The following is a 23,416-nucleotide window of genomic DNA, read 5'->3' as shown; positions in this document are numbered from 1 at the left end:
GCCTCGTATGAGCGATGCGAATCCAGACGGTCCGGTGCTCCGCGTGCGATCTCGGCTCGAGCCCGTCGGTCCGGCGACCGCGATAGAGTTGTCCGATGCGCAGGTCGCTGAACTCGGCGGCGGCAAGCGGGCCGCGGTCCTCGTGACAGTCGGTGAGCGCAGCGCGCGGCTGCGTCTGGCCCGAATGGGCGGTGCGAATCTGATCGGGCTGTCGAAGGCCGCACGCGCGGAACTGGCGGTCGAGATCGGCGACGAAATCGACGCGAGAATCGTCCTCGACCGTGGCGAGCGGGAGGTCGTCATGCCAGACGCCCTCGCGTCGGCGCTCGACGACGCGGGCCTGCGGGACGCATTCGACGCCTGGTCGTACACGCGTCGGAAGGAGACGGCTCGCACTGTCGGCGACGCCAAGCGACCCGAGACAACGGCTCGGCGCGTCGACGCCGTCATTGCCGCACTGCGCGATGAGTGATTCGCTTATCTGCATGAGCACAGAGCAGCGCGTTGTATCGGCACGTCGAACTGTCCGGGCCACGCCCAAGACGGTGTTCGAGCTGATCGCCGATCCCACCCGCCAACCCGAATGGGACGGCAACGACAATCTCGCCGAGTCTGCTCCCGGACAACGCATTCGCGGAGTCGGCGACACATTCGACACAGTGCTCACGAATGGAGCCGTCCGCCGCAATCACGTCGTCGAATTCGCCGAAGGTCAGCTGATCGCGTGGTGTCCGTCCGAGTTGAACGCTGAGCCGCCCGGCCATCTATGGCGCTGGGAGATCGAACCGGCCGACGGCGCCGTGACCGTCGTGCACACCTATGACTGGACCGACCTGAGCGACGAGAAGCGACAGGTCCGGGCGCGTGCGACGACGGCGGACACGTTGCTCGCGTCCATCGATGGGCTCGCGAGGATCGCCGAACGCCAGGCCTGATCGACCACCTCACATTTCCCAGAATTTCCGTTTCCCACGCGTTCGGAGAGTCCGCCGAGCAACCGACCGTCGCTTCGTGCGATATTTGGAGCATGGGTTCTCTTTGGCACGGATTTGCAGACATGGGTGCGGTGACGGCGAGCGGACCGTTCATCGTCACGCGGGGTGAAGGCACCCGAATCTTCGACGACAAGGGCGGCGAGTACATCGACGCCACCGCTGGACTGTGGTTCACGAACATCGGACACGGTCGTGCAGAGATGGCCGAGGCAGTCGCCAAGCAGGTGTCGAGGATCGCCCACTACTCGAACTTCGGCGACTTCGCGTCCGATGTGACGCTCGAACTCGCTGAGCGAGTGGCTTCGTTGGCTCCGATCGCGGGATCGAAGGTCCTGTTCACCCTCGGTGGCAGCGACTCAATCGACAGCGCTTTCAAGTTGGCCCGCCGTTACTGGGTCGAACAGGGTAAACCGAGCAAGAAAATCGTTGTCGGCCGCACCAAGGCGTACCACGGCATGCACGCCGCGGGTACGTCGCTCGCCGGCATCGAGGCCAACGCCGATGGGTACGGCCAGATCCTGCCCGACACCGAGACCGTCGACTGGGACGACGCTAAGAGCCTCCTCGGCCTCATCGAGCGCGTCGGCGCCGACAACATCGCGGCGTTCTTCGTCGAGCCGATCATCGGTGCGGGCGGTGTCTATCTTCCGCCGGAGGGCTACTTGGGTGAGGTCCGCGAGATCTGTCGCGACCACGACGTGCTGTTCGTTGCCGACGAGGTCGTCACCGGCTTCGGTCGTATCGGTGGGGGCGAGTGGTTCGCCTCGGCGCGCTTTGATCTGCGGCCAGACATGGTGACCACTGCGAAGGGCTTGACGAGCGGCTACGTGCCGATGGGTGCGTTGATCGTCGCTCCGCGGGTGGCGGAACCGTTCTTCGCGGGCGGAACCTGGTTCCGGCACGGTTACACGTACGGTGGCCACAACGTGTCGGCCGCGGCGGCGCTGGCAAACCTCGACATCATCGAGCGAGAGAACCTTCTCGCCGAAGCGAGCCGCCTCGAATCCGATCTCGCGCAGGCCTTCTCACCGCTCGCCGATCTGGCGTCGGTTGCCGAGGTGCGTACCGGTCTCGGTGCGGTGTCTGCAGTTCAACTGGCGGATCCGAGCAAGGCGATGACTGCTATCGCCAAACTGCGTGAGCACGGGGTCAGTGGTCGAGCCGCGGGGCAGGGGGCGCTGCAGATCTCGCCCGCGTTCGTCATGTCCACCGATGAGGTCGGGGAGATGGCAGATCGCTTCACCAAGGCACTGAACGAGTTGTAGAGATCCGATGCACGAAAAATGCATTGCGGGCCGCCTTCGCCCCGGCGTAGCGTCGTTCACGTCAAGGGAAAGGAGGTGGTCCGACACATGATTTCTTTCAGGACCGAGGAGGTGGCCGTCGCCTGAGGCGGCTGCCCACCTGAAGACGACGAGCCCCGTACCGCGCGCAAGTGCCGCGCCGTGCGGGGCTCGTTCGGTCTCGCCGCCCCCGACCCGAGAAAGCACTCGTGCCCCGCCGGAATACCGACGGGGCACGAGCGCTGTCTGTGCCTACTGCAGGGCTGCAGAGAGTCAAAAGAGCGGCAGGCAGCCAAGGGCTACGCCTCAGGCCTCAGGCGAGGGCCTCCGCGGCGGTGATCGCCTGGCCGACACCTGCGACGATCGACGCCACCTTGAGCGCCTCGAAGACGACCTCACGGTCGAGTCCGGCCTCACGCACGACGTTTTCGTGCGCTCCGACGCAGTGGTGGCAGCCGTTGATCGCCGAGACGGCCAACGACCACAACTCGAAGTCGGCCTTCTCGACGCCCGGGTTGCCGATGATGTTCATCCGCAGGCCCGGACGCAGATCGTCGTACTTGCCATCGAGGAATCCGCGACCGCGGTAGAAGACGTTGTTCATGCCCATGATCGATGCGGCGCCGAGGGCGGCGTTGTACGCCTCGGCCGACAGTGTGTCGGCCGCCTCGTCGGCTATCTCCTTGAGGACCGTCGCACTGCGGGTCGCTGCGGCGGTGGCCAGCAGCGAACCCCACAACTGCTGCTCGTTCAGCACGGTGGTGCGACTGATCGAGCCGAGGTTCAGCTTGAGGTCCTTGGCGTACTCGGGAAGAGCGGCCTTCAGGTTGTCGATGCTCACGTCAGTTGTTCCTTCTACGGTCGAGGGGTCGAGGACGACGCCTGGATCAGGCCGACATCAGCTCTGCGGCGTTGATGGTCGGGTCACCCTTGCGCCAGTTGCATGCGCACAGTTCATCGGACTGCAGCGCGTCGAGGACTCGCAGCACCTCGTCGACGTTGCGGCCGACCGAGCCCGCGGTCACCGAGACGAACTGGATCTCGTTGTTGGGGTCGACGATGAAGGTCGCACGATCGGCGACGCCGTCGGCGTTGAGCACGCCTGCGGCCTCGACGAGCTCGCGCTTGAGGTCCGACATCATCGGGAAGGGGAGGGTCTTGAGGTCCTCGTGCTGTGCACGCCACTGGAAGTGGACGAACTCGTTGTCGACCGATGCGCCGAGGATCTGGGTGTCGCGATCGGCGAACTCGTCGTTCAGCTTGCCGAATGCGGAGATCTCAGTCGGGCACACGAAGGTGAAGTCCTTGGGCCAGAAGAACACCACGCGCCACTTGCCCGCGTAGTCGTCGGACGTGACGGTCGTGAAGTAGTCCTCCGGCTGCTGGGCGTCCACCTTCGAGAGGTCGCCGCCGATGACAGAGGTCAGGTTGTAGGCCGGGAACTGGTCGCCGATGGTCAGCAGTGCCATGAACGTACTCCTTGGTGTGTTGTGAGATCGGGGTCGTCAAGTGGTCGGTGAGGACGGTCGGGCGAGGAAGAGTCTGTGGCGACAGATCCGCGCGGAACTCGTTCTCCGCGGAGTCGGCGGTGGCCGGTCTCCGTCTGATATCCAGTCTGCCTAAGGGTCCTTAAAAAGTAAACGTGATTGCAGGCACTATATTGATAGGCATGGGTGATCAAAGCTATCAACCGTCGATAGGCGGTCTCCGGGCGTTCGTCGCCGTCGCAAAGAAGCTGCACTTCGGTTCGGCGGCAACGGAACTCGGAGTCAGCCAGCCGTCGTTGTCGCAGGCACTGGCCGGGCTCGAGACGGGCCTTGGGCTGCAACTGGTCGAACGCACTACGCGGCGTGTCATGTTGACTCCGGAAGGGGCGCGACTGCTGCCGGCAGCAATCGCTGCGTGCGACGCCGTGGACGACTTCCTGCTCGACGCGGCGGGCGACCTGGACCCGCTGTCGGGGCGAATGAGGCTCGGGATCATTCCGACGATCGCGCCGTACATCCTGCCTCGTGTGCTGCGCGGACTGTCGTTGCGCAGACCGGAATTGGACCTGCTCGTCATCGAGGATCAGACCGACCGGCTCCTCGGGCAACTACGAGCCGGATCTCTTGACGCAGCGGTCTTGGCGCTGCCCGCGGGTACACCGGGGATCGGCGAGATCACCATGTACGACGAGGACTTCGTCCTTGCGTTGCCCAGCGGACATCCGCTGGCGGGTCGTAAGCGACTGTCGCCTGCCCTGCTGGCCGACTTGCCGCTGCTTCTCCTGGACGAGGGTCACTGCATGCGCGATCAGGCGCTCGACGTGTGTCAGCGCGCAGGTGTCGATCCCGACCTGCAGCAGACGCGGGCGGCGTCGCTGACGACGGCCGTCCAATGCGTCGAGGGCGGCCTCGGTGTGACACTGATTCCGGCGACGTCCGTAGGAGTGGAGACCGCCGCGGGCAGCCTCGCTGTCGCCGAGTTCGCCCGACCGCGACCCGGTCGACGGATCGGTCTGGTCTACCGCGAGTCGTCCGGACGTGCCGATGCGTATCGCGCGCTGGCCGCGGATATCACGGCCGTCGTCGCGCAGAGCGGGGATGTCACGGTACCGATCGTGGGCGTCTGACTCGTGATCGCGGCGTCACGACTGGGCGCCGGTGAGCTCCGCCCATTCGTCGAGGAGGCTCGAGTCGACGCCGCGGATCAGATCGCCGAGTTCATCGGTGAGATCCTCGATCTCGTCGGTCACCGCAGTCATCGGCAGACCGTTCGACAGCGCCCGATAGCAGTCGGTGAGATACCGCAGCACCACACCCTCGCTGCGAGCCAAACCGAACTGAGAGATCAACTCGGCGAACGTCATCGACCGCTCGCGCATATGTCTGAGAACCGACTTCGGTGAGGGCGTCGAACCGGCAAGCCACGGGTGGCCGCGCCGATACGTCTCGTAGGCGAACCCGATCTCGTCGGCAAGCGGCTGGGGCCAGGAGATCTCCTCCAGTCGCTCCATGCGCTCCTCGTACTCGATCCCGTCGGCCTTCATCTCGGCGACCGCCTCGTCGCGCGCCGCTCGGCGCTGGGCGAACAGCACCGGTCGGGGATCCTCCAAGATCGATTCGACGATCGAGACGACGTCGAGCACGTAGGTGTCCGCCTCCTTGTCCAGGAGTTCGAACGCGGCGACGGCGAACGCCGACAATGGGTTGGTCAGCGCAAAATTCTCCGGCAGGTCCACCGACAGTTCGACGTGCTTGCCGTCCGGCGCGGGGGAGTCGAGTCGGGTGACGATCCCTGTCTCGCACAGGTCACGGTAGAGAGCGATCGTGTGCTTGATGTGCCGCAGTTGCCGTGTTCGCGGCTCGTGGTTCTCTTCGAGCAGATGCCGCAGAGCGGCGAAACAGTCGCCAGGACGTTCGAGCACCTCCATGAGCATCGCGGTGGTCATCCGGAAGTGTGAGCGCATCTGTTCGTCGGGTGCGTCGATCAACGTGGTGAACGTCTGCTCGCCCCAGCTGACGAAACCCTCGGGCGGTTTGCGGCGTACCAGCTTCTTCAACTTCTTAGGGTCGTCACCGGCCTTCGTGAGGAGTCGAGCGTTCTCGACGTCGTGTTCGGGCGCCTGCGCGACGACATACCCGACGGTGTCGTACCCGGCGCGGCCCGCCCGGCCCGCGATCTGGTGGAACTCGCGAGCCCGGAGTCGACGAGTGCGGTGCCCGTCGTATTTGGTGAGGCCGGCGAACAGGACCGTCCGGATCGGCACGTTGATGCCGACGCCGAGGGTGTCGGTTCCGGCCACGACTTTGAGTAACCCCGCCTGAGCGAGCCGCTCGACGAGACGGCGGTAGCGGGGAAGCATACCTGCGTGGTGGACGCCGATTCCGGAACGCAGCAGTTTGCTCAGCGTGCCACCGAATCCGGTGCTGAACGAGAAGTCACCGATCGCGTCGGCGATCGCGGCCTTCTCCTCCTTGCTGCAGAGTTTTGCCGACAGCAGTGCCTGACCGCGCTCGACGGCCTGCTGCTGTGTGAAGTGGACGACGTAGACCGGAGACTTCCCGCCCGCGACCAATTCCTCGATGGTCTCGTGGATCGGGGTCATCGCATACCGGTGCTCGAGTGGGACGGGCCGCTGCACGCCGGTCACCGGGACCGTCTGACGGCCGGTCCGCTTCGTGAGGTCGTCGGCGAAGAACGATGTGTCGCCGAGCGTCGCCGACATCAACAGGAACTGAGTCCCGTCGCCGGACGCCGAGGTGGGTGGCAGTTCGATCAACGGGACCTGCCACGCCCACCCGCGATCGGATTCACCGTAGTAGTGGAACTCGTCGGAGACGAGAACGCCGACGTCGTTGTCGGGCCCCTCGCGGAGCGCGATGTTGGCGACGATCTCGGCAGTCGCGCAGACGATCGGCGCGCCCGCGTTGACCGACGCGTCACCGGTCAGCAGTCCGACGTTGTCGGCGCCGAACTGATTGCACAGATCGAAGAACTTCTCGCTGACCAATGCTTTGATCGGCGCCGTATAATACGAGCGCCGGCCGCGGCACCACGCGAAGTAGATCGCGCCGGACGCAACCAGCGACTTGCCGGACCCGGTCGGCGTGGCCAGGATGACGTTGCTGCCGGAGGCCAGTTCCAGGAGTGACTCCTCCTGGTGGGGATACATGTCGATCCCTCGTGCAGCCCACCAGTCGACGAATCGCTCGAAGGCGAGATCTTCGTCGTCGGTCGGCTCGATGGGCGCGGGCGGTGCGTCCGTGTCGCTCAGGCCTGATCACGTCCTTCGTCAGAGTCGCCGAACTCACCCGCGTGTTCGGCGAGGAACCTCTCGAATTCGGCTCCGATCTCATCGCCGGTCGGCATCGACTCGTCGGGCGCCAGCAGGGACTTCTGCTCTTCCTTGGAGCGCATGTACGCGTCGTACTGATTCTCCAACGCGCTGACCACCGCCGAGACCTCGGCGTTGGACTCGACCTCGCCGTCGATCTGCTTACGGACCTCCGACGCCGCGTTCTCGAGTGCGGTCAGCGGCAGGTCTAAGCCGGTGACGCCGACAACGCCCTCGATGAGCGCCGCTGCCGCCGCCGGATAGTTGGTCTGCGACAGGTAGTGCGGCACATGCGCCGACAGCCCGGCGGTGCGGTAGCCGGCCTGTCCGAGACGCAGCTCGAGGAGCATCGAGGCACTGCCCGGCAGCTTGAGGGCGTTGCCCCAGGAGTGCATATCCGCGATCGCGGCCTCGTCGTTGCCGTGCGCGGTGACCGATGCCGGTCGCGTGTGCGGCACGGCCATCGGAATCGAGTTGAGACCGACGACCTGCGAGACGCCGAAGCGCTGCGCGAGCCCGCGCACCGCAGTCACGAACTGCTCCCACCGCATATCGGGTTCCAGGCCCTCCAACAGCAAGAACGGTGCCCCCGCATTGTCACGGACCGCGTGCATAGTCAGGCGCGGCATGTCGATGCCGTCGAACTCAGTTCCGGTGAACGACATCACCGGTCGCCGCGAGCGGTAGTCGATCAGCTCGTCGGTGTCGAAGGTCGCCACGAGCTCGGAGTCGAGTGCTTCGCGTAGGTGTGCGGCCGCCAGGGCGACAGCGTGTCCGGCGTCTGCATAGCCTTCGAGCGCGTGGATCAACACGGGACCGTCGCCTTCGGCGCCGGTGACAGCGGGAGCGGGGAACTCGAGGTCGTACAGGGAACTCGGCTCCATCGACGACTCGTCCATCGGTGGCCCCTTTCTATGAGGGTCGGTCTGGGCTGTGTGCGAACGGCGCGGGACGCCCTGCCCATTTGGGGTAGGACTCCATTCTCCCGCACCGGTGTCTCTGGCTACAACACGACACCCGCATCGGACATTCCCACAGAGACAATCGCTACGTGGCACAGTGGACATGTGCGTGCTGTGGCAGGAGTGAAAGGTGTGATCGCTTTGACTGCGGTCGCACTGTCGGTACTGGCGTGTTCGGTCGACGGCGACCCGGTCCGTGTTCCAGACCTGGCGCCGCGGACCGTCGACGCGTCAGCATTCCCGTACGGCCCGGGGGTGGCAGTGCCGGACGCGCAGATCCACAACGCCGTCGCCGACATCACGTTCACGCCATTGCGGTCGCAGAACCAGCCCGCCGAGTGCACGCCGGCGCCGGTGGACGTCTCCGGTGCGCAGGTCCGGGTGGGCCCGGGCGGCCCGGCCGGCGGCACGGTCACGGTGATGCTCGCTCGTGCGCCGAACACGTTCGACGATTACGTGACGGGTCTGCGGGAATGCCCGGACTTCGAACTCGGCGGAACCGTGGGCACGCGGGTGCTGACCAATGTCGGGTCGGTGGCAGAGGACACCGTGGAGAGCGGCCGAACGCTCAGCACCGACGGCAGGCCGTACTCCCGTGTGTACGAACTCGTCGCGCAGCGCGACGGCGTCCGCCTATACGTGCAGAACCGCTTCTCCGGGGACGAACTTGGCGCCGACGAGCGGTCAGCGATGCGGAACCTCTTCGAGACGGCGTATGCGAAGGCATTCGACGGCTGACCGGCTGTTCTGCGGTACGACTGATCGGTGCGAATCGCCCGGTGAATCTGTGGATAACGATCGGCACTGTCCACAACCGGCGAGTAGGGATGTCGCTGCGATCCGGTGCCCTGGATCGTCGCCTCATGAAGATCACAATCACCGCTCGCCACCACGGATCGGCAACAGTCGCCGACCCCGACCCGTTGATCGCCGCGGTCCCCGCGTTGTTGGGTTTCGTCCCGGAGCGATCGATCGTCCTCATGTGTTTCGACGACGACTTACACGTGATCGCGACGATGCGACACGACCTGCAGTTCACTCCTCGTGGGCGGACATCGGCATCGCTGCGAGCACTGTTCGACCACCTCGGTGACCTGGCGGCGTCCTACGGTGCATGCGGAATCATCGCCGTCCTGATCGACGACCGGTACGAGCCGGCCGACGAACGCTACGCGCGGGTGTCCCGAGACATGGACCGCATGTTCGCTGACGCCGGAGGGCTCTCCGCCGCCTTCGCCATCGGAGAGATGCGCGCCGGTGCGTACTGGCGGACCGCATGGCAGACATGGCGTGCCGCCGCGGTGTTCGGACGTGAGTTCGCGCCCGACGGGACGCTCAGCGACCCGCAGGCCTCGCCGATCGCGTTGCAGCGGGCGTTCGAGACGGGTCGCGTGGTCTTGCATTCGCGGTCGGAGATCGCCGCAATGCTGACACCGGTCGAGCACTGCGCCGACTCGATCTGCACCGCGGTGACGCCCGCTACGGTGAGCGCACCGATGTGCGAGGCCGACGGGCCAAGACTCGCGCGTGTGTACGAAGCCGTCCTCGACCGGGCGTGCGGCACCACGGCATTGTCATGCGAACAGGTCAACGAGTTGGCCGAAGCCCTCGTCTCGGTCCATGTCCGCGACGCCGCGATCGGCTTGAGCATGACCATTCACCGGGAAGCGGCGCAGAGCCTATGGCTGGACTTGACGCGCCGGCTGTCGGGAACCCCGCGAGCGGCCGCCGCGACACTGCTCGGCCACCTGCATTACATGGCGGGCTCGGGTGCGTTCGCCGCGACGGCCTTTGACGTCGCGCACGAGGCCGACCCGTCGTACGGGCTGGCCAACCTCTTGGACACCGCGCTCATGAACGGGATGCGTCCGCAGGAGTTGGTCGGCCTCGCGGACCTGTCGTTCGACCTCGCGCAGCGGCTCGGCGTGACGTTCCCGCCTGCGACATACCGCGCAGCGGGGTGAGCGCGCTCGGTTCAGCCCAGGATCAGGCGGGAACGACGAAGATCGCGTGTGCCATCTCCGACGACAGAGTCAGTCCCTCGTGTCCAGGCGTACTGATGATCACAGCGCGAGGACCGACTGTCGCAGTGATGCGAGCGTTAGGAACCACGCCGGCCTCCCGGAGGTCGGCGATCAGCTCTGCGTCGGCCTGTGCGTGCTCGGACATCCGGCGGACGATCACTGCGGACTCGCCTTCTGGCAGGTCCACCAGGCGCACGAGCGCGGAGTCGTCGTCCGTCGACGATGTGACGCCGAGCTCGGCCAGGCCCGGGATCGGGTTGCCATAAGGCGACGTCGTCGGATTGTCGAGCACGGTGAGGAGACGTCGCTCGACGTTCTCGCTCATCACATGCTCCCACCGGCAGGCCTCGTCGTGGACGTCCTCCCAGGGCATTCCGATGACATCGACCAGCAGTCGCTCGGCGAGTCGATGCTTACGCATCACCGACACAGCCAGACTGCGGCCGGTCGCCGTCAGTTCGAGATGGCGGTCGCCCGCGACGCGCACCAGTCCGTCACGCTCCATGCGTGCGACGGTCTGAGAGACGGTCGGGCCGCTCTGCTCCAAACGTTCGGCGATTCGTGCGCGCAGCGGCACGATGCCCTCTTCTTCGAGATCGTAGATCGTGCGTAGATACATCTCGGTGGTGTCGACCAGATCATTCACGGCAGCCATCGTCCTTTCGCTGACTCACAGGCTACCCAAAGTCCTTGTCGCGTGACGACTCCTGCCTAACCGGGCGTTGCGTCCACGGACCGGTCCGTGGACGGCTAGCGTTGCTGGGGTGAGTGCGGCGATCATCTGGAGCGACCATTTCCTCGACTACAAGTGGGCGTACACCCACCCGATGAGTCCGATCCGGTTGGCGCTGACCATGTCTCTGGCTCGGAGCCTCGGCGTGCTGGACGAGGTCGAGACGAGCGAGCCGTTGCCGGTCGACGACGCGGTCCTGACGACGGTGCACACCCAGGCGTACGTCGACGCGGTCCGGGCAGTCGGCTCAGGCTCAGTCGCGTCGAACAACGCGCTGTTCGAACGGGTCTTCGGTCTCGGCAGCGATGACAATCCGATCTTCGCCTCCATGCACGAGGCCGGTTCGATGCTCGTGGGCGGAACTCTCGCCGCCGCACAGGCCATCACGTGCGGGGCGGTGCGCCGCGCCGTGAACATCGGCGGCGGCATGCACCACGCGATGCCCGGCCACGCGGCCGGGTTCTGCATCTACAACGACTGCTCGATCGCCATCGAATGGCTGCTGGAACAGGGATACGACCGCATCGCGTACGTGGACGTCGACGCGCATCACGGTGACGGAGTCCAGCACCAGTTCTACAGCGACCCCCGAGTCATGACTATCTCGCTTCACCAGCACCCGGCGACGCTCTGGCCGGGGACGGGGTGGTCGACGGAGGTCGGTGCGTCCGGCGCCGAGGGAGCATCAGTCAACGTTGGGCTGCTGCCGGGGATCACCGACCGGATGTGGCTGCGGGGCTTCCACGCCGTGGTCCCGTCTCTGATCGACGCGTTCAAGCCACAGATCCTCGTCACCCAGATCGGGGTCGACTCGCACGTCGCGGACCCGCTCACCGATCTCGCCCTGACCGTCGACGGCCAGGCGGCGGCGGTGCGCGCGCTGCGCGACCTCGCTGAGAAGCACTGCGAAGGTCGTTGGCTGGCGGTCGGTGGCGGCGGCTACGGCATCGTCAACGTGGTGCCGCGCGCCTGGACGCATCTGATCGCGTCGGCCCTCGACCGCGACGTCGACCCGGCGACGAGGATCGGCGACGAGTGGATCACGGCGGCGACCGTCGCCCAAGACGATCTGCACCCCGAGTACGCGCGTCCGCCGGAAGTGGCAATGGGTGACGCCGGCGACGTCGACTACGTTCCGTGGGACGGTGATACCGGAGTCCCGCCGCCCGAGGGCGTGAGCGAAGCCGCCCAACGGCAGACCGACAAGGCGATCCTCGCCACCCGCCGCGCCGTGTTCCCGCTGCACGGACTCGACCCGGAGGACCCCCGTGACTGACACCGAATACCCGCGCGACTGGGTCGCCGACGTGCTGGCCTCCGACGGAGGCGTCGTACACCTGCGGCCGATCATGCCGTCCGACGCCGATGCACTCGTGGGGTTCCACGACGGGCTCAGCGAACGGACCCGATATCTGCGCTACTTCGGTCCGACGCCGACCCTGCCGCCGCGCGAAGTGGTGCGGATGACGACCGTCGACTACCGGAACCGCGTCGCCTTGCTGGCCATGCTCGGTGACGAGATCATCGCGATGGGACTGTACGAAGGGCTCGCAGCCGACGGCAAGCCCGAGTCGGCGGAGGTCGCATTCGTCGTCGCCGATCACCATCAGGGTCGGGGGCTCGGCCCGATCCTCCTCGAACACCTCGCGGGCGTGGCCGCCGAGAACGGCTTCACCCGATTCGAGGCCGAGGTGCTCTCGGAGAACCCGAACATGGTCGCGGTGTTCCGAGACGCCGGTTACCAAGTGAGTCGGGCGTTCGACGGGAGCACCGTCCACGTCGAGTTCTTGATAGACCCGTCCGAGGCGTTGACGTCGGTCCGTAACGCACGTGAGCGCGCGTCGGAGGCCCGCAGCATCGCCAATCTCCTGAGGCCTCAGTCGATCGCGGTGATCGGCGCGTCGACCGACCCGAAGAAGGTCGGCAACGTGTTGCTCGCGAACATCATCGCCGCTGGATTCACCGGGCCGGTGTTCCCGGTGAACGGCCCAGCACCGGTCGATGCCGACGACGCAGTCGAGTCGAACTCGGTGTCACCGTTCGCAGCGCCGACGCGCGGGCGGGTCCGTGATCCTCGTCCTGCGCCTCCGTCGGTGCGCGGCATCCGCGCCTATCCGACGGTGCGTGATATCCCCGATCCGGTTGACCTCGCTGTCGTCGCAGTCCCCGCTGCGGGCATGGACGACGTCCTCAGCGACTGTCTGGCGAAAGGCGTCCGCACGCTGGTCGTCGTGTCCGCCGGTTTCGGTGAGAGCGGTGAGGAAGGGTGGGAGAGCGAACGTCGCCTCGCCGAGCGAGTGCGCGCACACGGCATGCGACTGGTCGGTCCCAACGCACTCGGCGTCGCGAACAACAGCGGCGACATCTCGCTGAACGCGACTCTCGCGCCTCGTGTTCCGGGGGCCGGGCGGGTCGGCTTCTTCTGCCAGTCTGGCGCATTGGGGATCGCGATCCTCGACACGGCTGCGCACCGCCAGCTCGGTCTGTCGACGTTCGTCTCGGCAGGTAACCGTGCCGACGTCTCCGGAAACGACGTGCTCCAGTACTGGGACACCGACGAGAGCACCGACGTCGTACTGCTGTATCTGGAGAGTTTCGGAAATCCACGCAAGTTCGGGCGCATCGCTCGACGGGTCTCATCGTCCAAGCCGATCGTCGCCATAAAGTCGGGGCGCGGCGCGATGACGCCGGTCCGCGCGTCGCGAACTCGCGAGGCGGGTCGCGACGACGCCATCGCGCAGATGGTCCTGGGGCAGGCTGGCGTCATTCAGGTGGAGACGATCACCGAATTGTTCGACTGCGGAACGATATTGGCGTATCAGCCACTGCCTGCGGGCCCTCGGATCGCGATCATAGGCAACTCGTCGGTCATCGCCGCGCTGGCCGCGGACACGGCGCGGTCAGCGGGACTCGAAGTAGTCGTGACGGTCGACCTCGGTCCAGCCGTGTCGCAGCCGGACCTGTCCGAGGCGGTGGCGACGGCGATGGCCGACGATGCCGTCGACGCGGTTCTCGTCGTGTTCGTTCCTCCGGTGGCTGTGGACGCCGACGACTACGCTCACGGCCTGATGGAAGCCGTCCGGCCCGTGGACGGCGGGACTGTGCCGGACAAGCCAGTCGTCACCACGTTCCTTGCGGTGGAAGGTGTGCCGGACGGGCTCTCGCGCCCCGGTCCCGGAGGGATGCCGGTGCGCGGTTCCATCCCGTCATACTCGACTCCGGAGCGGGCGGCGAAGGCGATCGCACACGCCTGGAAGTACGCCTCTTGGCGGGCTCGCCCGGCAGCCGAGATCCCGGCGATCGAGGGGACCGTCGCCGAAGACGCCCGATCATTCGTCCGCGAGGCGATGGCCGATGGTCCGCGCGATCTAACCGCCGTCGAGTCGGCTCATCTGCTCAAGCATTATGGCATCGACGTCGTCGCGTTCCGTGAGGTACGAACGATGCAGGAGGCGTCGGCCGCCGCCCGCGCACTCGGCTTCCCGGTCGCAGTCAAGGCCACATCGTCGAGTTGGGTCGGCAGGCTCGACCGGGAGGGCGCACGGTTGGACCTCCCGGATGCGACGGCGGTGCTCACCGCGTTCACCGAGTTGAAGGCGCTCACCGGCGACGAGGTGCTACACGTGCAGAAGATGGCTCCGAAGGGGCTTGGCACCTCGATCTCGGTGAGCGACAACGAGTCGTTCGGTCCGCTGCTCAGCTTCGGTCTGTCGGGTCGGCTGTTCGACGCACTCGGTGACCGCGGTTACCGGGCGATTCCGTTGACCGAGACCGACGCTCGCGAACTGATCGCCGAACCGCAGGCTGCGATGCTCTTGTCCGGCGGGCCGGTGGACGATCCGGTGGACACCGACCGGCTCGTCGACATGATCCTGCGGATCTCCGCACTCGTCGACGAGGTGCCCGAAGTTCGGGAGGTCCGCTGTGATCCGGTCTTGGCGTCGGTCGATGGCGTAGCGCTCCTCGGTTCGCAGATACACGTCGGCCCGGTGCCTACTCTCGCAGACACCGGGCCCAGACGGTTGAGTTGAACCCAGCGCCGCTGCGCACGCCCAGCGGGTAGGTCAGCTCGCGTAGGAGCGCAGCTTCTCCGCGCGGTCGCCCTGGCGCAGCTTGCCCATCACGTCGCGCTCGATCTGGCGGACGCGCTCGCGGGATAGGCCGAATGCGCGGCCGATCTGGTCGAGTGTGCGCGGCTGCCCGTCGTCGAGGCCGTAGCGCATCGTGATGACGGCCTGCTCGCGCTCGTCGAGAGTGCCGAGCACCGAGCGGATGTCCGAGTGCAGCAGGTTGGCGATGACGACAGTCTCGGCCGACGTCGCCTCGGAGTCTTCGATGAAGTCGCCGAGCGGGGCCTCCTCATCGTTGCCGACCGGCATGTCCAGGCTCACCGGGTCGCGGCTGTGATCCATCAGATCGGCGATCTTGGCTGCCGGGATCCCCGATTCCGCGGCGAGCTCGTCGTCGGTCGCCTCGCGGCCCAGCTGCTGATGCAGTTCGCGACGGATGCGGGCGAGCTTGTTGACCTGCTCGACGAGGTGGACGGGGAGGCGGATGGTACGGCTCTGGTCCGCCATGCCGCGGCTGATCGCCTGGCGGATCCACCAGGTCGCGTAGGTGGAGAACTTGAAGCCCTTCGCGTAGTCGAACTTCTCGGCCGCGCGGATCAGGCCGAGGTTGCCTTCTTGAATGAGGTCGAGCAGCGGCATGCCGCGGCCCGTGTATCGCTTGGCGAGGGAGACAACGAGTCGCAGGTTCGCTTCGAGGAGGTGGGCGCGAGCCGCTTCGCCTTCACGCGCGATGACCTTCAGATCCCGCTTCTTGGCCGGTGTCAGACGTTTGGTGGTAGCCAGCAGATGCTTGGCGTAGAGGCCTGCTTCGATCGCCTTCGCGAGATCGACTTCCTGCTCGGCGTTCAAGAGAGCGGTGCGGCCGATTCCGTTCAAGTAGACGCGGACGAGGTCGGCTGACGGCGACTGTGCGTCGAGATCCTGTTCGGTGAGGGCCGGGCGAGTGCGGGCGGCAGGTGCTTCGGACGGGCGTGCAATCGTCGTGCGAGACATACGACCTCCTGGGTGCGCTGTTCGAGTGCGTTCACCTGGTCTAACGCCCTCGGCGAGGAAAAGGTTCCCGGCCGCCGCTGAGAAGTTACTGAGATGTGAGTTCGAAGCGTCGCCGGACAGCGGCAGCCAACTCCGATGTCGTCTGCGACACTCCGCTGAACAGGTGTGTCGCGGCGATGCCCTCGCAGAACACGAGGAGATCGGCGGCGTCCGACTCGGCGTCGAACGAGCCGAGCGCGGTGAACAGCGCGATCGCGCGGGGGCGGGAGAACAGGCTGTCGCGAAGTGCGGCGGCGAGGTCGGCGTCGTGCGCGGCATCGGATACGAGGGCGAACCGCGCTCGGACGTCCCGGGCGCGCGTGGTCGTCAGCGTGTGTAGATATCGGCCGACGACGTCGGCGGCCGATCCATGCGCGTGGTCGTCAGCGTGTGCGGTCTCGAACGACGCAGCCGACATCGCAGTGAGGTGAGTCAGCGCCGCATCGAGCAGTTCACGCCGCGTGCGGAAGTAGTACGAGGTCGACCCCTTGGGGAGGTCCAGGTATCGGTCGACGCCGCTGTGGGTGACGGCCCGGTTCCCGCCGTCGGCAGCGAGGTCGAGCGCGGCGTCGGCGATCCGGGTGCGGCGGTCGGGGCGTGCGGTGAGGTCGGCCACGACCCCTATCCAACCATGCCTCTACAAACATAGAGTTTTGTCATGAGGTCGATCCGGATGCCGCGACGGCGCCTGCGGGCGGCCGTCACCGTCGAGGACATCGTGGCGTTCGCCGCTGCGGACGGTGCGACGCTGACTCCCGGCCAGAAGTTAGTGGCTGCGGCGTTGACTGCAGATCCGTGCTCGACGGCTGTGTACGTGGTCGGACCGCCCGGGACCGGGAAGACGGCAGTGGTCGACTGGTGGGTCCGTGCCTGCGGTGCGGCCGGACGACCGAGAGTGTTGCGCAGGCACCTGCACGACTTCTTCACAGAATTGCATGGATCGATCGGCGTGCACGGGGGATGGGAGCCGGGGCTGCGAGCCGTGCTCAGTCGGTCCGGTCGGCCGTTCGACGTGGTCTGCCTCGACGAGTTCACCGTCCACGATCCGGCCGACGGCGTCTTCCTCGATCGGGTTCTGACGAGGCTGAGCGCACGCGGGACGAGGGTCGTCGTGACCTCGAACCGTCGACCGGCGGAGTTGATGCCGAACCCGCTGTTCCATGCGGGATTCGAACCGACGATCGCGGCGCTCGAGGAGATGTTCACCATCGTGTCCCTCGCCGACGCCCAGGACATGCGGGTCGCAGGGGCGCGTGGCTCCGGTTTCGGCTCGGGCGTGTGGCGCGAGGGCGCGCGTTCGAACGGCGAGATCATGCGCGATCGCGTGGTGCGCCCGGGATCGCAGCCGTTTCCGGTGCTGGAGGGGGTCGGCGGCACGGTGGAGATCGACTTCGCCGATATGTGTTCCGGCCCGGCGAACGCCGCAGACTTCCGGTGGTTCGCACAGGAGTACGCCGCGATGGCGGTGACCGGCGTGCGCTGCGATCTCGGTCCGGCATCGCTCGCCCGCTGGGCGATGCTGCTCGACGTGCTGCACGATGCCGACGTCCGGATGGACGTCTACGCGATGTGCACGCGGTCGGCGATGTCGGCCGCGTTGACCGCCGTTCTGCCAGATGCTGCGCGGACCGTCAGTCGAATGGGCGGCTGGCGGGACGAGGGTCGGCTCGTGCCGTGAGGACGCGGGGACCGTCGTCGGTGACGGCGACGGTGTGCTCGGAATGCGCGGTCATCGACCCATCGGCCGAGCGCAACGTCCATCCGTCGGGGTCCCGGACGAGTCGCTCGGTGCCTCTCGACCACCAGGGCTCCAACGCCAGGGTCATACCCGACCGCAGGGTGGGTCCGCGTCCCGCGCGAGCAAGGTTCGGCACATGCGGATCCTCGTGCATGGTCCGTCCGATGCCGTGGCCGCCGTACTCGGTGTTGACGCGATAGCCTCCGGTGCGGGCGACGTCGAATATCGCCGCGGAGACGTCGCCGAGTCGGCCGCCGGGCACCATCGCCGCGATCGCGGCGTCCAGTGCCCGCTCGGTGGAGGCGATCAGCCGCGCATCGGGGTGGTCGGTGTCCGGGGCGTGGTCGGTGTCCCGGACTCGGACGGTGACCGCGGAATCGGCGGCCCAGCCGTCGATCGTCACCGCGAAGTCGAGGGTCAGGACGTCGCCGTCGGCGAGGACATGGTCGTGGGGGAGTCCGTGCAGCACGGCGTCGTTGACCGACAGGCAGATCACGTTCCGGAACGGGCCGTCGCCGAACGATGGCGCGTAGTCCCAGTAGCAGCTCACCGCGCCGCGATCGGCGATCATCGTACGGGCGCGCTGCTCGAGATCGAGAACGTTGACCCCGGGTTGCGCTCGCTCGGACAGGTCGCTGAGGACCTCGCCGACGAAGCGGCCGGTGACGGCCATCTTCTCGATCTCCGCGGGAGTCTTCAACTCCATCAACGTGTTCTCCGTTCGCCGTGGTGCGATGTGTCCGGTATTGAAATACCGGGTATTAGAATACCAGCGATCGTATATGGTCGACCCATGGTCCGGATACCGTTGAGTCCTGCGCAGATTGAGGCTGGCCGCCGACTCGGAGCCCTCGTTCGCCAGGCGCGAGGCTGCACTGAGGCGAGTGAGATAGCCGCCGGTGCAGGCATCTCTCCGGAGACCCTGCGCAAGATCGAGGCAGGCCGCATCCCCAGTCCGGGTTTCGGCACCGTCGTCGGTCTCTGTGACGCGCTCGGGCTGTCCGTTGACGAGGCGGTCGCCACGTGGCGCGGGGGAGTCGAGACCGACCGGGCGGCCGGATAGGGCTCCGCTGTCTCGGCGGGCGTCAGTCGTCGTCGACGGTCCCGCCGTGCTCATCGGCCCGCGGGTCGCCAGCAGGTCGGTCGGCCGTCGACTCGTCGTTCGGCGGAGCGTCGATCACCCGATGATCACCGTCGTCGAAACGGTCGCGAGGTTCGGGCCGGTCGCCCAGTTCGGGCGGACCGACGACGCGGTGCGGCCCGTGGTGATAGGTCGCGACCTCGCCGCGGCGCCGTGGCTCAGCGTCGTTGGCGCGCAGAACGGCGATCCACGGGATCGGGATCGACACGACGATGATCGCCAACGCGATCCACCCGTTCTGAGTCGTCGCATAGACGATGGATGCGATGATCAGCGCGGGAACACGAACACTCATCATGACCAGGTACCGCCGCTTTCGTGCGCGGAAGGCCTCGTCCTGATCCTGTTCGGCGCCGGTGATCAGGTAGGTGTTCGGGTCGGATTCGTCGTGCGCCATTCCTCCATGGTTCCACAGTGAGTAACAATGGCTTCATGGCAACGCAGACGATCGAACGCCCGGACATCGACGAGCGGACCGAACAGGACGATGACACACCCAAGGTCTTCCACTATGTGAAGAAGAATCAGATCGTCGAGAGCGCGGTGATGGGCAACCACGTCGTCGCGCTGTGCGGCGAGGTCTTCCCGGTCACCAAGCAGGCGAAGCCCGGCTCGCCGGTGTGCGAGAAGTGCAAGAAGATCTACGCGAAGATGAAGAAGTAGTCATTCGCGGGGGCCGCGCCGGGTGATGGCCCGGTTCCGCAGCGTGTCGGTCAACTCCGTGGTCTGCGTTGTGACCCAATGGCGCATCACGGGGCTGTTCTGGCGACTCGGCCAGAACTCTTGGCACGCCGCGTTGAACTCTGCGCCCAACACGATCGCGAAGCCCAGGAAGTACGTGAACAGAAGGAACGCGATCGGTGTCGCGAGGGCGCCGTAGGTGTAGCCGGTTTTCGCGAGAGTCGTCAGGTATGCACGCAGAATATAGCTTGCGATCCAGAAGCCGACGCCCGCGAGTATCGCCCCGGGCACCAGGCGCAGACGCGGTGGCGGATAGGGCAGGGCGAAGCGGTACAACGCCGACAGTGCCCCGATCAACAGGAGACCGACGAACGGGAAGTATCCCCAGTCGACGAGGTCGGACACTGCCGGGCCCCACGACTGCGGCAGCACATTTTGCAGATAGGTCGGACCAAGGGCGACCAACGGCAGCACGAATATCGCCATGATCAAGAAGAACAAGTAGATGATGAGGGCGAAGATCCGCTGCCACACCGGGTTTCGCACCTGATGCTGGTGGTGCGCATGGACGATCGACGACACGAAGCACGACATCGCTGACGAGCCTGCCCACAGTGACAGCACGAAGCTCAACGACATCACTGTCACCCGGCCACGGCTGAGAACGTTGTCGACGGTCGGCTCGATCAGATCGGTGACCACCTGGTCGCTGAATGTCCGCTCGGCGAAGGACATGATGCGCTGGGAGATGACGTCGATCGTGTCGGGACCGAACCACCCCGCTATGTAACCGATGCTGCCGAGCACGCCGAGAATGAGCGGCGGTAGCGACAACGCCTGCCAGAATGCGGCCTGCGCAGCCCATCCGATGATCGAGTCGTCCCAGCATTTGACCGTCGTCCGCCATGCCAGCGCAGGCAGGCTGCGCAGAATCGGTCGTCGCGGACCGCGGGGCGGATCGTCGAAGTCGCGGGTAGGAGACACCGACGCCGAGGCCTCGAAGTGAGGCTCTGCGGCGTCGTCGTCGTGCTGAGTGCCGTGAGTGCTGATGAGACAAGCATGGACGATGACGGGTATCGGGTCGATCACCGACCCGCCGATGGCGTGGCGGAAGTGCCGGAGGCAGGGGCTAGAATCGATCCCGTATCCGTGCTCCGAAGCGGCCTCTCGAAGGCTGTCGGACACGTGTGCCAGGGGGAAGAATTCACGAGTCGATCTGTCAGGAGCAAGGTGACCAGTACCGATGTCGACGCAGACCGCCGGATCGCATCGGGGGCGCCGCTACGCGCGTGGCAGCGTCGGGCGCTCACCAGGTATCTGACGTCTCGGCCGACTGACTACCTCGCGGTCGCGACGCCGGGTGCAGGCAAGACGACGTTCGGTCTGCGGGTGGCCGCGGAGCTGCTCGCGGACCGGACAGTGGAGCGCGTCACCGTCGTCGCGCCCACCGAACACCTCAAACACCAGTGGGCCGCTTCGGCAGCGCGCAACGGCATGGCCCTCGACCCGAACTTCTCCAACTCGACCGGTTCGACGAGCTCGGACTTCGACGGAGTCGTTCTCACCTACGCGCAGGTCGCCGCACACCCGTTCCGGCACCGGGTGCGCACCGAGCAGTACCGGACCCTGGTGATCCTCGACGAGATCCACCACGGCGGCGACGCCAAGTCGTGGGGCGACGGCATCCGGGAGGCGTTCAGCGACGCGACCCGCCGCCTGTCGCTCACCGGGACGCCGTTCCGCTCGGATGATTCGCCGATCCCGTTCGTCACCTACGAGCCCGAGCCGGGCGGCGGGCAGCGCTCGCGTGCCGACAGCTCCTACGGCTACGCCGAAGCGTTGCGCGACGGCGTCGTCCGCCCCGTGGTGTTCCTGGCGTACTCCGGCGAGGCGAGTTGGCGCACCAGCGCGGGGGAAGAGTTCACTGCGCGCCTGGGAGAGCCGCTGTCGGCCGAGCAGACGGCACGAGCGTGGCGCACAGCGCTCGACCCGCACGGCGACTGGATCTACGCGGTCTTCACCGCCGCACACCGTCGTCTGACGCGGCTGCGGGAGTCCGGGGTGCCCGACGCGGGCGGCCTCGTCATCGCGACCGACCAGCAGAACGCCCGCGACTACGCAGACCTCCTGCTGTCGATCACCGGCAAGAAGCCGACGGTCGTCCTGTCCGACGACCCCAAGTCGTCGTCCCGAATCGAAGCGTTCTCGAACTCCACCGACGAGTGGATGGTCGCGGTCCGCATGGTGTCCGAAGGCGTCGACGTCCCGAGGCTGTCGGTCGGGGTCTATGCCACCAACGCGTCGACCCCGCTGTACTTCGCACAGGCGATCGGACGCTTCGTCCGGTCCCGGCGGCCCGGAGAGACCGCGAGCGTCTTCCTGCCGTCCGTCCCCGTCCTCCTCCAACTCGCCAGCGAGCTCGAGGCCGAGCGCGACCATGTCCTCGGAAAGCCGCATCGGGAGTCCGACGGGCTCGACGACGGGCTGATCACCGAGGCGAACAAGCGCGAAGACGAGCCGGGCGAGGACGAGAAGGCGTTCCAGTCGCTGCACGCCGACGCCGAACTCGACCAGGTGATCTACGACGGGTCGTCGTTCGGGACGTCGACGCTCGTGGGCTCGGACGAGGAGTCGGACTACCTAGGGCTTCCGGGACTCCTGGACGCCGAGCAGGTGCGGACACTGCTCCAGCAGCGTCAGGCGCAACAGGTCACGAACCGGAGCACCGCGCGTCCACGGGAGGGCGATCAGGCCAAAGCAGCACCGAACGCTGCCGAGCGAGGCACCGGTGAGAACCTGCTGGCCCTGCGCAAGGAGCTGAACACGCTCGTCGCCCTGCACAATCAGCGCACCGGGCGCCCGCACTCCATGGTCCACAACGAACTGCGGTCGCGTCTGGGCGGTCCGCCGACGGCGATGGCGACGGCCGACCAGCTCAAAGAGCGGATTCACGCGCTCCGCACGTGGAAGTGACGGTAAAGAGTTCGGTAGACAGCAAGAGGGAGGCGAGCCGATGATCGGCTCGCCTCCCTCTTCTCGTCTACGACTACATGTCGAGTGAAGGGCGCTGTGTTCCTGTCATTCCGAGATCGACACCACGGCACCGACCTCGACGAGGCGGGCCTCGTGGTCGTTGTAGTGGTGGCGGCAGAAGAGGAGCTCTCCGCCTGTCGGGAGCTCGGCACGCACCTTGGCCGCAGCGCTGCAACGGTCGCAGCGATCGGCGGCGGTCAGGCCAGTGGAGACGAGTGTGTCGGGCGTTGCGATGTCAGGCATGGCTTCCTCCGTCCCTTCATATGACAGATCCGAGTCGATCAGTCATGGCTTCACTTTGTCAGACGTATGGGGAGGTGTATTTGTTCCCGATGATCCCGGGTGTGTCGTAGCGCACCCAGGATCGACCTCGGGGAAGAATCTAGTCGAGGTAGTCGCGGAGCACCTGTGACCGGCTCGGATGACGCAGCTTGCTCATGGTCTTCGACTCGATCTGTCGGATGCGTTCACGGGTCACCCCGTACACCTGACCGATCTCGTCGAGAGTGCGCGGCTGACCGTCGGTGAGACCGAACCGGAGCCGGACCACACCGGCTTCGCGCTCGGACAGGGTGTCCAGGACGTCCTGGAGTTGATCCTGCAGCAGCGTGAAACTGACGGCGTCGACGGCGACGACGGCTTCCGAGTCTTCGATGAAATCGCCGAGTTGGCTGTCACCCTCATCACCGATGGTCTGGTCGAGCGAGATCGGTTCGCGGGCGTACTGCTGGATCTCCAGCACCTTCTCCGGCGTGATGTCCATCTCCTTGGCGAGTTCCTCCGGAGTGGGCTCGCGGCCCAGGTCCTGGAGGAGTTCGCGCTGGATACGGCCGAGCTTGTTGATGACCTCGACCATGTGCACCGGGATGCGGATGGTGCGGGCCTGGTCGGCCATCGCACGGGTG

Annotated in this window: 24 protein-coding genes; 12 read left to right on the top strand and 12 right to left on the bottom strand. The window is 66.4% G+C overall.

What is annotated here, in order from left to right; translation table 11 throughout:
- The first annotated feature begins 7 nt into the window (after positions 1-7).
- From ACTIMF_RS16460 to ACTIMF_RS16450, 3 genes are all read left to right on the top strand, one after another.
- Positions 8-472: a YdeI/OmpD-associated family protein gene (locus tag ACTIMF_RS16460; protein ID WP_442351363.1), complete on the top strand. Its 465-nt coding sequence runs from the start codon at positions 8-10 to the stop codon at positions 470-472.
- A 13-nt stretch (positions 473-485) separates the two neighbouring features.
- On the top strand, positions 486-935 hold the full coding sequence (locus tag ACTIMF_RS16455; protein WP_442351362.1) for an SRPBCC family protein: 450 nt from the start codon (positions 486-488) through the stop codon (positions 933-935).
- Positions 936-1,027: 92 nt separating this feature from the next.
- Positions 1,028-2,260 (top strand): aminotransferase family protein, encoded by a 1,233-nt coding sequence (locus ACTIMF_RS16450; protein ID WP_442351361.1) that lies wholly within the window; start codon positions 1,028-1,030, stop codon positions 2,258-2,260.
- Positions 2,261-2,591: 331 nt separating this feature from the next.
- Here ACTIMF_RS16450 and ACTIMF_RS16445 read toward each other — a convergent pair whose 3' ends face one another.
- Both ACTIMF_RS16445 and ACTIMF_RS16440 read right to left on the bottom strand, forming a co-directional pair.
- The gene (locus ACTIMF_RS16445) at positions 2,592-3,119 is read right to left on the bottom strand and encodes a carboxymuconolactone decarboxylase family protein (RefSeq protein ID WP_442351360.1); all 528 of its coding nucleotides are present in this window, start codon (positions 3,117-3,119) and stop codon (positions 2,592-2,594) included.
- Positions 3,120-3,165: 46 nt separating this feature from the next.
- Positions 3,166-3,747, bottom strand: coding sequence for a peroxiredoxin (locus tag ACTIMF_RS16440; protein WP_442351359.1), 582 nt, complete (start codon positions 3,745-3,747; stop codon positions 3,166-3,168).
- A gap of 200 nt (positions 3,748-3,947) precedes the next feature.
- Between ACTIMF_RS16440 and ACTIMF_RS16435 the strand changes: the two genes are divergently transcribed.
- A complete protein-coding gene (locus tag ACTIMF_RS16435) occupies positions 3,948-4,892 on the top strand; it encodes a hydrogen peroxide-inducible genes activator (protein WP_442351358.1) in 945 nt (314 codons plus the stop codon).
- Positions 4,893-4,907: 15 nt separating this feature from the next.
- Here ACTIMF_RS16435 and ACTIMF_RS16430 read toward each other — a convergent pair whose 3' ends face one another.
- A complete protein-coding gene (locus ACTIMF_RS16430; protein ID WP_442351357.1) occupies positions 4,908-6,935 on the bottom strand; it encodes a DEAD/DEAH box helicase in 2,028 nt (675 codons plus the stop codon).
- A gap of 98 nt (positions 6,936-7,033) precedes the next feature.
- A complete protein-coding gene (locus ACTIMF_RS16425; RefSeq protein WP_442351356.1) occupies positions 7,034-7,996 on the bottom strand; it encodes a proteasome assembly chaperone family protein in 963 nt (320 codons plus the stop codon).
- Positions 7,997-8,191: 195 nt separating this feature from the next.
- Between ACTIMF_RS16425 and ACTIMF_RS16420 the strand changes: the two genes are divergently transcribed.
- Positions 8,192-8,797: a hypothetical protein gene (locus ACTIMF_RS16420; RefSeq protein ID WP_442351355.1), complete on the top strand. Its 606-nt coding sequence runs from the start codon at positions 8,192-8,194 to the stop codon at positions 8,795-8,797.
- A gap of 125 nt (positions 8,798-8,922) precedes the next feature.
- Positions 8,923-10,023, top strand: a complete 1,101-nt coding sequence (locus tag ACTIMF_RS16415; protein WP_442351354.1) for a DUF4192 domain-containing protein — start codon at positions 8,923-8,925, stop codon at positions 10,021-10,023.
- 22 nt (positions 10,024-10,045) lie between these two features.
- On the opposite strand, the gene ACTIMF_RS16410 is transcribed toward ACTIMF_RS16415, so the two are convergent.
- Complete coding sequence (locus tag ACTIMF_RS16410; protein ID WP_442351370.1) at positions 10,046-10,729, bottom strand: metal-dependent transcriptional regulator; 684 nt, start codon at positions 10,727-10,729, stop codon at positions 10,046-10,048.
- Between the two features lie 118 nt (positions 10,730-10,847).
- Between ACTIMF_RS16410 and ACTIMF_RS16405 the strand changes: the two genes are divergently transcribed.
- Positions 10,848-12,092, top strand: a complete 1,245-nt coding sequence (locus tag ACTIMF_RS16405; RefSeq protein ID WP_442351353.1) for an acetoin utilization protein AcuC — start codon at positions 10,848-10,850, stop codon at positions 12,090-12,092.
- Entirely contained in the window at positions 12,085-14,847 is a 2,763-nt protein-coding gene (locus tag ACTIMF_RS16400; RefSeq protein ID WP_442351352.1) for a bifunctional acetate--CoA ligase family protein/GNAT family N-acetyltransferase, read from the top strand. Before ACTIMF_RS16405 ends, ACTIMF_RS16400 begins: the two co-directional genes overlap by 8 nt.
- 33 nt (positions 14,848-14,880) lie before the next feature.
- Here ACTIMF_RS16400 and ACTIMF_RS16395 read toward each other — a convergent pair whose 3' ends face one another.
- Together ACTIMF_RS16395 and ACTIMF_RS16390 are read right to left on the bottom strand one after the other, a co-directional pair.
- Complete coding sequence (locus ACTIMF_RS16395) at positions 14,881-15,879, bottom strand: sigma-70 family RNA polymerase sigma factor (RefSeq protein ID WP_442351351.1); 999 nt, start codon at positions 15,877-15,879, stop codon at positions 14,881-14,883.
- 85 nt (positions 15,880-15,964) lie between these two features.
- Complete coding sequence (locus tag ACTIMF_RS16390; RefSeq protein WP_442351350.1) at positions 15,965-16,534, bottom strand: TetR/AcrR family transcriptional regulator; 570 nt, start codon at positions 16,532-16,534, stop codon at positions 15,965-15,967.
- Positions 16,535-16,576: 42 nt separating this feature from the next.
- On the opposite strand from ACTIMF_RS16390, the gene zapE reads away from it, so the two are divergent.
- The gene (zapE, locus tag ACTIMF_RS16385) at positions 16,577-17,596 is read left to right on the top strand and encodes a cell division protein ZapE (RefSeq protein WP_442351349.1); all 1,020 of its coding nucleotides are present in this window, start codon (positions 16,577-16,579) and stop codon (positions 17,594-17,596) included.
- Here zapE and map read toward each other — a convergent pair.
- Positions 17,550-18,365: a type I methionyl aminopeptidase gene (gene map, locus ACTIMF_RS16380; RefSeq protein WP_442351348.1), complete on the bottom strand. Its 816-nt coding sequence runs from the start codon at positions 18,363-18,365 to the stop codon at positions 17,550-17,552. The two genes, zapE and map, sit on opposite strands and share 47 nt — an antisense overlap.
- Before the next feature lie 84 nt (positions 18,366-18,449).
- Here map and ACTIMF_RS16375 point away from each other — a divergent pair, with 84 nt between their 5' ends.
- Positions 18,450-18,719 carry a helix-turn-helix domain-containing protein gene (locus ACTIMF_RS16375; protein WP_442351347.1) on the top strand — a complete coding sequence of 90 codons (270 nt, stop codon included), beginning with the start codon at positions 18,450-18,452 and terminating at the stop codon, positions 18,717-18,719.
- Between the two features lie 22 nt (positions 18,720-18,741).
- Here ACTIMF_RS16375 and ACTIMF_RS16370 read toward each other — a convergent pair whose 3' ends face one another.
- The gene (locus ACTIMF_RS16370) at positions 18,742-19,194 is read right to left on the bottom strand and encodes a DUF3099 domain-containing protein (protein WP_442351346.1); all 453 of its coding nucleotides are present in this window, start codon (positions 19,192-19,194) and stop codon (positions 18,742-18,744) included.
- Positions 19,195-19,229: 35 nt separating this feature from the next.
- Between ACTIMF_RS16370 and ACTIMF_RS16365 the strand changes: the two genes are divergently transcribed.
- The gene (locus ACTIMF_RS16365; RefSeq protein ID WP_442351345.1) at positions 19,230-19,460 is read left to right on the top strand and encodes a DUF3039 domain-containing protein; all 231 of its coding nucleotides are present in this window, start codon (positions 19,230-19,232) and stop codon (positions 19,458-19,460) included.
- Here ACTIMF_RS16365 and ACTIMF_RS16360 read toward each other — a convergent pair whose 3' ends face one another.
- Complete coding sequence (locus ACTIMF_RS16360) at positions 19,461-20,462, bottom strand: YihY/virulence factor BrkB family protein (RefSeq protein WP_442351369.1); 1,002 nt, start codon at positions 20,460-20,462, stop codon at positions 19,461-19,463.
- Between the two features lie 246 nt (positions 20,463-20,708).
- Between ACTIMF_RS16360 and ACTIMF_RS16355 the strand changes: the two genes are divergently transcribed.
- The gene (locus tag ACTIMF_RS16355; RefSeq protein WP_442351344.1) at positions 20,709-22,451 is read left to right on the top strand and encodes a DEAD/DEAH box helicase; all 1,743 of its coding nucleotides are present in this window, start codon (positions 20,709-20,711) and stop codon (positions 22,449-22,451) included.
- Positions 22,452-22,556: 105 nt separating this feature from the next.
- Here the strand turns inward: ACTIMF_RS16355 and ACTIMF_RS16350 are convergent, their stop codons facing one another.
- Positions 22,557-22,754 (bottom strand): DUF7455 domain-containing protein, encoded by a 198-nt coding sequence (locus tag ACTIMF_RS16350; RefSeq protein WP_237009971.1) that lies wholly within the window; start codon positions 22,752-22,754, stop codon positions 22,557-22,559.
- Between the two features lie 139 nt (positions 22,755-22,893).
- The coding region (locus ACTIMF_RS16345) for a sigma-70 family RNA polymerase sigma factor (protein ID WP_442351343.1) at positions 22,894-23,416 on the bottom strand (523 nt) is incomplete at its 5' end.

The sequence above is a fragment of the Gordonia sp. (in: high G+C Gram-positive bacteria) genome (genome assembly GCF_052106715.1).
GTDB lineage: Bacteria > Actinomycetota > Actinomycetes > Mycobacteriales > Mycobacteriaceae > Gordonia.
This window is presented reverse-complemented; position numbering and strand designations above follow the sequence as displayed.